6 protein-coding genes and 1 rRNA gene are annotated in these 7,013 nt (G+C 69.5%); all 7 read right to left on the reverse strand.

Going from position 1 to position 7,013, the window contains the following annotated elements; translation table 11 throughout:
• Positions 1-799 (reverse strand): flagellin N-terminal helical domain-containing protein (locus tag BM249_RS20745; protein ID WP_280142699.1); only part of this gene is annotated, 799 nt, incomplete at its 3' end.
• 454 nt (positions 800-1,253) lie between these two features.
• Positions 1,254-2,339 (reverse strand): endo-1,4-beta-xylanase, encoded by a 1,086-nt coding sequence (locus BM249_RS20750; RefSeq protein WP_091975501.1) that lies wholly within the window; start codon positions 2,337-2,339, stop codon positions 1,254-1,256.
• Positions 2,339-3,097, reverse strand: a complete 759-nt coding sequence (locus BM249_RS20755; protein WP_091975503.1) for an SDR family oxidoreductase — start codon at positions 3,095-3,097, stop codon at positions 2,339-2,341. Before BM249_RS20755 ends, BM249_RS20750 begins: the two co-directional genes overlap by 1 nt.
• A 225-nt stretch (positions 3,098-3,322) precedes the next feature.
• The gene (locus BM249_RS20760; protein WP_244528895.1) at positions 3,323-4,663 is read right to left on the reverse strand and encodes an FAD-binding oxidoreductase; all 1,341 of its coding nucleotides are present in this window, start codon (positions 4,661-4,663) and stop codon (positions 3,323-3,325) included.
• Positions 4,660-5,091, reverse strand: coding sequence for a GtrA family protein (locus tag BM249_RS20765; RefSeq protein ID WP_091975505.1), 432 nt, complete (start codon positions 5,089-5,091; stop codon positions 4,660-4,662). Before BM249_RS20765 ends, BM249_RS20760 begins: the two co-directional genes overlap by 4 nt.
• Entirely contained in the window at positions 5,088-6,536 is a 1,449-nt protein-coding gene (locus BM249_RS20770; protein WP_091975507.1) for a UbiA family prenyltransferase, read from the reverse strand. Before BM249_RS20770 ends, BM249_RS20765 begins: the two co-directional genes overlap by 4 nt.
• A gap of 387 nt (positions 6,537-6,923) precedes the next feature.
• A 5S ribosomal RNA gene (gene rrf, locus BM249_RS20775) occupies positions 6,924-7,013 on the reverse strand; the annotation flags it as partial.

Here is a 7,013-nt window from a genome sequence, read left to right on the forward strand (position 1 = left end):
TGGTGGAAGCGGCGCCGGCGCCATTGGTGGTCGCTCCGGCCGTGAGGCCGACAGAGCCCGGGGCGGTGCCGCCCACGGTGAACTGCGCGCCAGTGGTCGCGCCCTTCAGAACCAGCTTGCCGGTACCATCATTCGACGCGGTCACACCGGTTGCCGACGTAAAGGCATTGACCTTGTCGATGATGGCCTGGACGGCCGTATCAGTCGTCAGCACGTTGATGGTCTTTGCCGCGCCGTCCGCACCCGTGATGGTGAACGATGTGTCGGAACCGGGCGCAGCGTAGGCTGCGCTACCGGTCACGGTGGCAACGCCGTCGGCATACGCCGTGGTGCTGGCGAGCGTGGACGTCGCGGCGGCGGCGGTGCTGCCGGCGGCAGCGCCGATGATCGTGTCCGACACGGCCTGGGTCGCGCCGGTGGAGAGCAGGTTCGAAGCGGTGGCGCCGGTCAGGGCGACGGAGGTGCTGCTTGCCTTGGTGGAGAAGGCGTTCGCGGAGGACAGGGCCTGCTGGGCAACGGACTTCAGCTGGTCGGTGAGGCCCTGGAGCTTGGTCAGGCCCGTGTTGGCGGCCTGGATCGTCTGGATGCCGTTGGAGATGCCGTCGAGGAGGCTCGACAGGCTCTTGGAACGGCTCGACAGGCCGTCGGCCGTGAAGAAGTTGGTCGGGTTGTCGAGGGCCGAGTTGACCTTCTTGTTGGTGGCGAGGCGGTTCTGCGTCGTGGCGAGAAGGTCTGCGGTCCCCTGCAGCGAGAGCAGATTCTGGCGGGTCGCGGCGGACAGTGTGATGCTGGAAGACATGAGGTTCGACCCATTCTGATCGATGCGTCCCCATTTTCGAAGACAGTCTCAATTAACCATCGAATGGTTGCCCACTCGTTAAACATAAGACTGCGGCGAAAATTTCTAACGTCCTGGCGAGGTGGGAGCAGTCGACCCGGGAGGAGCGCTCCCTGGCGAATGCGGGCCGCTCCCCTGCTATCCCGTAGGCGGGGCAGGCTTTCTCCCCGTGACGCAACGGGGACGGCACGGGGGTGAGCCCCCGGTCGCTCCAATACACCGGAGTTGAATGCGATCGAACTCCTCAACACGGCCGTGTGAAAGCTGTGTTCCGGAGCGGAACGACCATGACGGAACGCACGGTCCCCGGTGCCTTGCTCCTCGCCGATCGTACAGCCCCCCTTTCGTCGCTTGGCGTGCTGGACACAGGGCCGTTGCGAACGCCACCGGCCGAGGGAGCAGGACGGGGACCCGCTCAGCTCAGGAACGCGTCCGCCATGGCGTGGTAGGCGGGCTTCGGGGCATAGGCCCGGTCGAACGGCAGCGGGCGAGGCTTGCGGCGGGTGTTGTACTCGGACGCGACGCCGTTGAGCCAGGACTGGCCGTCACTGAGTTGCCAGGTCTGGATTACCGTCACGGCCGGTTCGGCCAGGGCCGCCGCCATGATCTCGGCGTAGCGCGCCGCCACCTGACGGTCGCGCTCGGCGTCGTCGCCCTGCATCTTGAGGTCGTTGACGTCGAGTTCGGTAACGTAGACCTCGAGCTTGCGCGACGCGAGGGCGCGGACGAGCTTCGAGAACCCGTCGCGGGCGAACACGAAGTCGGGAAACCAGTGGCATTCGAGGCCCACCGCATCGAGGCGAATGCCCGCGTGCTGCAGATCGTCCACGAGGCGCAGGAGGCCGGTCTTGAACGCCTCCGTCGGCCCGAAGGCGATCTTCCATTCCGGACTCGCCTCGTTGAGGACGAGTCGCACCTTCGGATCCGCCCGGTGAGCGGCGACGAAGGCGCGGCGGATGTAGTCGGGGCCCAGCGCCCGGAACCAGGGGCCGCCGCGCAGCCCCCCGGGATTGCCGTCGTCGGGCCACAGGGGCTCGTTGACCACGTCCCACGAATGGAAGCGCCCGGCATAGCGCCCCACGGTCTCGGCGATGTGACGGTCGAGCCAGTAGGCCGCTTCCCGGGGGCTCAGTTTCTCCACCCAGTCGGGCTGGTAGGCGTTCCACGCCAGGGTGTGGCCGCGCACGGCGAGACCCGCGCCTGCGGCGAAGGCCACGAGGGCGTCGCCGCCCGAATAATCGGCGACCGTGGGCTGCGGCCGGATCGAGCCGAACTTCAGGGCGACGTCCGTGGTGACGATCCGGGTCTGGTGCCGGTAGAGTTCGGCAAGGCGCCCATCGGTGAGCACCGTGGCATCGATGGAGGCGCCGAAGGTGAGTCCGCGCGCCGCCGCGAGGGCCCCGAGGGACGGAACCGATCGGATCGTGTCGGCGGCCCCGGCCGGACCGGCCGCGAGGGTGGCGACCCCGAGGGCGAAATCCCGGCGCGAGAGCTTGGCCATCACAGCTTCATCCGCTTGAACACGCGTTCGGGAATCGTGCGGATCATCAGCATCACGAGGCCCCAGACCGGGCGAACATACACCACGTCGCGCCGGGCGACCTCGGCAGCCCGAAAAATCGCGGCGCCGACTTCGCCGGCCTCAGCCGTCAGGGGCTTCGGCAGGGGCATCCCCGCCGTCATCCGGGTGCGGACGAAGCCGGGCTTCACCGTCAGGACATGGACACCCTTGCCCGCGAGGCGGTTGCGCAGGCCGGACAGGAACGCCGTGAACCCGGCCTTGGCGGCGCCGTAGACGTAGTTCGAGGCGCGTCCCCGCTCGCCCGCCACCGACGAGACCCCGACCAGGGTACCGTGGCCGCGCGCGGCGAAGCGTTCGGCGAACAGCCCGAGCAGGAGGGCCGGCCCTTCGAAATTCGTGCGCATCACCAAGGTTGCTTCCGCCGGATCGGCTTCGGAGCGCGCTTGGTCCCCGAGGAGCCCGACCACGCTCACCACCGTGTCGGGCAGGTGCGGCAATCCGTTGAGGAAATCGGCGAACCCGTCGGTCTCCATGATGTCGAGGCTGCGCATCTCGACCACCCGGCCGTGGCGCGCCGTCAGGTCGGCGACGTTGCGGACCAGCCCCGCCCCGTCACGGGCGGCGAGGATCACGTCCCACCCCGCCTGCGCATAGGCGCGCGCCGTGGCATGGCCGATATCGGAGGTGGCGCCCAGGAGCAGCATGAGCTTCGGCGGCGCGGAAGGAGTCTCGATCATGCGGCCTCGGCGGGAGTGTTCGGGGTGAAGGCACCGGGCCTCGGGCGCCGCGTTCGGCGAGGGAGAACGGACAACATCGAAATCGCGTGGTGGGGTTCGATGCCGAATGCCCGCGCGCGTTCCCCTCTCCCCGCAAGCGGGGCGAGGGGATGCGCGTTGACGGAGCGGGCTCACACCATCGGAAGCGAAGACAGAACGGAGTCGTTCCCCGCAGGTCCGCCGCCCTCACAGCCCCAACCGCCGCGATAGGACCGACGCGATCCGGCCCTCACCGTCGATCGCACGCCGTAGCGCCCGGAACCGCGCGGCGGCGTCACCGTAACCGGCCTCGAAGGTGTCGCGGCTCTGGCGGGCATCCTTGGCGAGGTAGATCCGGCCGCCCGCGTCGCGCACGATGGCGTCGAGGTCGTCGAGGAGGGCGAGGTTGGCGGGGGTCGCCGGGAAATCCAGCGTGAGGGTGTAACCGCGAATCGGGAACGACAGCAGGCCGCCGCCGCCGCCGAGGAGCTTGAGCACGGCGAGAAACGAGGGCGCCGCGTGCGAGACCCGCTCGAGGATCGCCCCGAGGGTGTCGCGGCTGCGGGCTTTCGGGATCACGCATTGATGCTGAAGGAAGCCGCGCGCGCCGTAGATGCGGTTCCAGTCGCGGATCCCGTCGAGGGGGAAGAAATAGGGCGCCCAGCCGACGAGCCCGTCGCGTCCCGCCCCGGCGCGGCCGCGCCCGTAGTAGAGTGCGTTGAAGGCCCCGACAGTCACGCGGTTGAGGGTCAGGGCCGGCAGGTCGAACGGCACCGCCAGGGCGCCGCGCCCGGCGGGGGGTTGGAGCGGGGCGCCGGGGCTCAACGCCGCGAGGTCGGCCCGCGTCGCGTGCTCGCCGCGATAGACCAGGGCACGGCCCCGGGCGGCGCCCCGCGCCAGGCCGTCGATCCACGCCACCGCGTAGGTGGTGTCGTGGGCGGCCTCCAGGGCCGCCATGGCGGCGTCGAGGTCGGCCGCCGCCACGGTACTCCGGCGAATCCAGCCGGTCTCGACCCGGCGCAGGCGAAGCGTCGCCCGCAGGATCGTCCCCGTCAGCCCCATGCCGCCGACCGTGGCGGCAAACAGCTCCGAGCCCGGCCCGCAGCTCCGCACCGTGCCGTCGGGCAGCGCCAGGGTGAGATCGCGCAGATGCGCCCCGAAGCCGCCGGCGCCGTGGTGGTTCTTGCCGTGGACATCCGCCGCGATCATGCCGCCCACGGTGACGGTGCGCGTGCCAGGCACCACCGCGGGGAAGAAGCCGCGCGGCAGGAAGGCGTCGATGATGTCGGCGAGAAGCACCCCGGCCTCGACGGTGAGGTGCCCCGTCCCGGGATCGAACGCGACCATCCGGTCGAGGCCCCGCAGGTCCAGGGTGGTGTCGGCGCCGATGGCGGCGTCGCCATAGGCCCGGCCGTTGCCGCGCGCCACGAGCCCCGTCCCGGACCGGTGCAGGGGCGCCACGGCATCCTCGTCCCGCACGCTGACGAGGCGCGTCGTCCGCCGCGGGTAGCGGCCCCAGCCGGACACCTCTTGCGCGGCGCCGCTCACGACGCCCGCCCCGTGAACACGAAGCGGCGGTCGAGGCCGTATTTCACCGCGTAGCCGACGGCGAGGCCGACGAGGGCGCCGGTGTATTTCGCCGCGCTCGTGCCCCACAGGGCCAGGAAGGCGAACTCGAACACCCAGAACACCAGGGTCGTCGCCACGCTGAACAGGCCATAGAGCACCACCTTGCGGGCCTCTTCCGTCCGTGTCTTCGAGGCGTCGAAGAACACGAAACGCTTGTCGAGGAGATATTTCGCCACGAACCCGATGCCCGTCCCCATGACGAGGGACACGACGAGGGGTGCCCCCGGCGCGAGGCGTACGGTCGCTTCCTGCGCGAGCAGGTTCGCGGCCGTGGCGAGGACGGCAAAGCCGACATAACGCAGACCGAGGGCGAGGGACTCCGGACGGGTGACGCCCTGCGCATTCATATGGCGGCCAGCACCAGGGCGCCGATGAGGGCGGCGGAGACGAGGCTCACCCGGTCACGGAGCGCGAACACCACGGGATCGTCGTGCATGGTACGGCGATGGGCCATGAGCAGCGCCCGCGAGATCCAGTAGAGGATCACCGGACCGACGCACCACAGGAGCTTGGGCCGCGAATAGAGCTGCGTGACGGCCTCCGAAGACAGATAGAGCGCCAGCACCACCACGGCGTTGTAACCCGCCGCCGCCGCAAGCGACGCGACGATGGGCAGATCCGACACGTCGTAATCACGGTTGGCCGGGCTCGGCAGGCCCCGGTGGAGGCGATCCGTGAGTTCCGTGTAGCGCTTGATGAGCGCGAGGGAGATGAACATGAACAACGAGAACGCCAGCAGCCAATCCGACAGCACGACCCCCACGGCGACGCCACCGCCCACCACCCGGATCGTGTAGAGGGCGGCAAGCGTCACGACGTCGACCAGCATCTTGCGCTTCAGGACGAACGAATACGCGGTGGTGAGGGCGAAATAGCCCAGAAGCACCCCGGCAAAGGCCCACGACACCGCGAGGCCGACGCCGAGGGAGGCGACGAAGAGCAGCGGGGCCGCCAGCATGGCCTGCACCAGGGGCACACGGCCACTCGCCAGGGCCCGGTCCCGCTTCGTCGGATGCGCCCGGTCGGCCTCGAGGTCGATGAGATCGTTGAGGAGATAGACGCTCGACGCGCAGAGCGAGAACGCCACGAAGGCGAGGAAGGCCGCGAGGAACGCCGCCCCGTCGAAGCGGTGCGCCATGAGCGGGGGGACGAACACCAGGGCGTTCTTGGCGTATTGATGCACCCGCAGGAGCTTCGCCCAGATTCGCGCGCGCAGGGCGAGGTCGGCTTCGGCCTCCGGCAGGACCGCGGCGTCTGGGGCAAGGATGAGGAGGGCGCGGCGCGCCGCCGGAGCGAGGCGCACGGCGACGGCCCGGTTCGCCCGGGCCCAGACGGGCAGATCGTCGGCGTGGTCGCCCAGATAGTCGAATCCGCCCGCGCCGAATTCGGCAACGAGGCGGTCCGCCTTGGCTTGGCCCGACAGGTCGGTCTCGGAATCGGACGCGAACCAGCCATCGAACAAGCCGAGATACGCCGCGACCTTCGCCACCAGAACGGTGTTGCTCCCCGAAGCGAGGTAGACCGGCCTCCCCTCCCCCCGGGCCTCGCGGATGTGGTCGAGGACCGCCGGATCGTAAGGCAGCCGTGCAACGTCGAGGGGCGCGGCGGCGAGGTGATGCTTGATCGCGGCTTTGCCGCGCGACGCCACGCGGGCCAGGGCGAGGCCGGACCGCGGCGTGCCGCCGATTACGGAAAAGAAGCTTTCGATGAACAGGTCCGACCGGATCAGGGTCCCGTCGAGGTCGACCACCAGGGGAAGCCCCGAGGCGACGGGACGACGTTGGGCGCGCATGCCTCAGCCCTCCCTCGGCGAGGTCCCGTGCGAGGCCCCCCGATGCCACGAAGCCGCCGCGCGCGGCGATACTCTGACCATGGTGATGCCCTCGGCCGTCGCGGCGGCATCATTCACCCCGGGGACTTAAAAGTTCATGCCACCGATCCCCGAAGCATCGGGCGATCTCGGGGATAATGAAATTCCGCCCCGGGCTTGCCGAGGGCTCATTCCCCCTTCTGGATTCGGGCGTGCCCGATGTGTTTTCCGGTTCTCTGCCCTGGGGCCGCGCGGGGTTCGGCGCTTCGAGGGGCTTATGGGATGCGCGAACGCGAACAGGCCGCGCCCTTTCGGGCGCGGCCTGTTCGGTGTGATCGTTTGGAGGGACTGTTGTGATGTGCTGTGCAGGTCTGGCGGCGACCGACTCTCCCGTGTCTTGAGACACAGTACCATGGGCGCTGGTGCGTTTAACGGCCGAGTTCGAGATGGGATCGGGTT

This window comes from Methylobacterium gossipiicola (assembly GCF_900113485.1).
GTDB lineage: Bacteria > Pseudomonadota > Alphaproteobacteria > Rhizobiales > Beijerinckiaceae > Methylobacterium > Methylobacterium gossipiicola.

Excerpts from the sequence above, each read along its gene's own strand:
- BM249_RS20750 (WP_091975501.1), bottom strand. The coding sequence starts at position 2,339 with ATGGCCAAGCTCTCGCGCCGGGATTTCGCCCTCGGGGTCGCCACCCTC.
- BM249_RS20755 (WP_091975503.1), bottom strand. The coding sequence starts at position 3,097 with ATGATCGAGACTCCTTCCGCGCCGCCGAAGCTCATGCTGCTCCTGGGC.
- BM249_RS20765 (WP_091975505.1), bottom strand. The coding sequence starts at position 5,091 with ATGAATGCGCAGGGCGTCACCCGTCCGGAGTCCCTCGCCCTCGGTCTG.
- BM249_RS20770 (WP_091975507.1), bottom strand. The coding sequence starts at position 6,536 with ATGCGCGCCCAACGTCGTCCCGTCGCCTCGGGGCTTCCCCTGGTGGTC.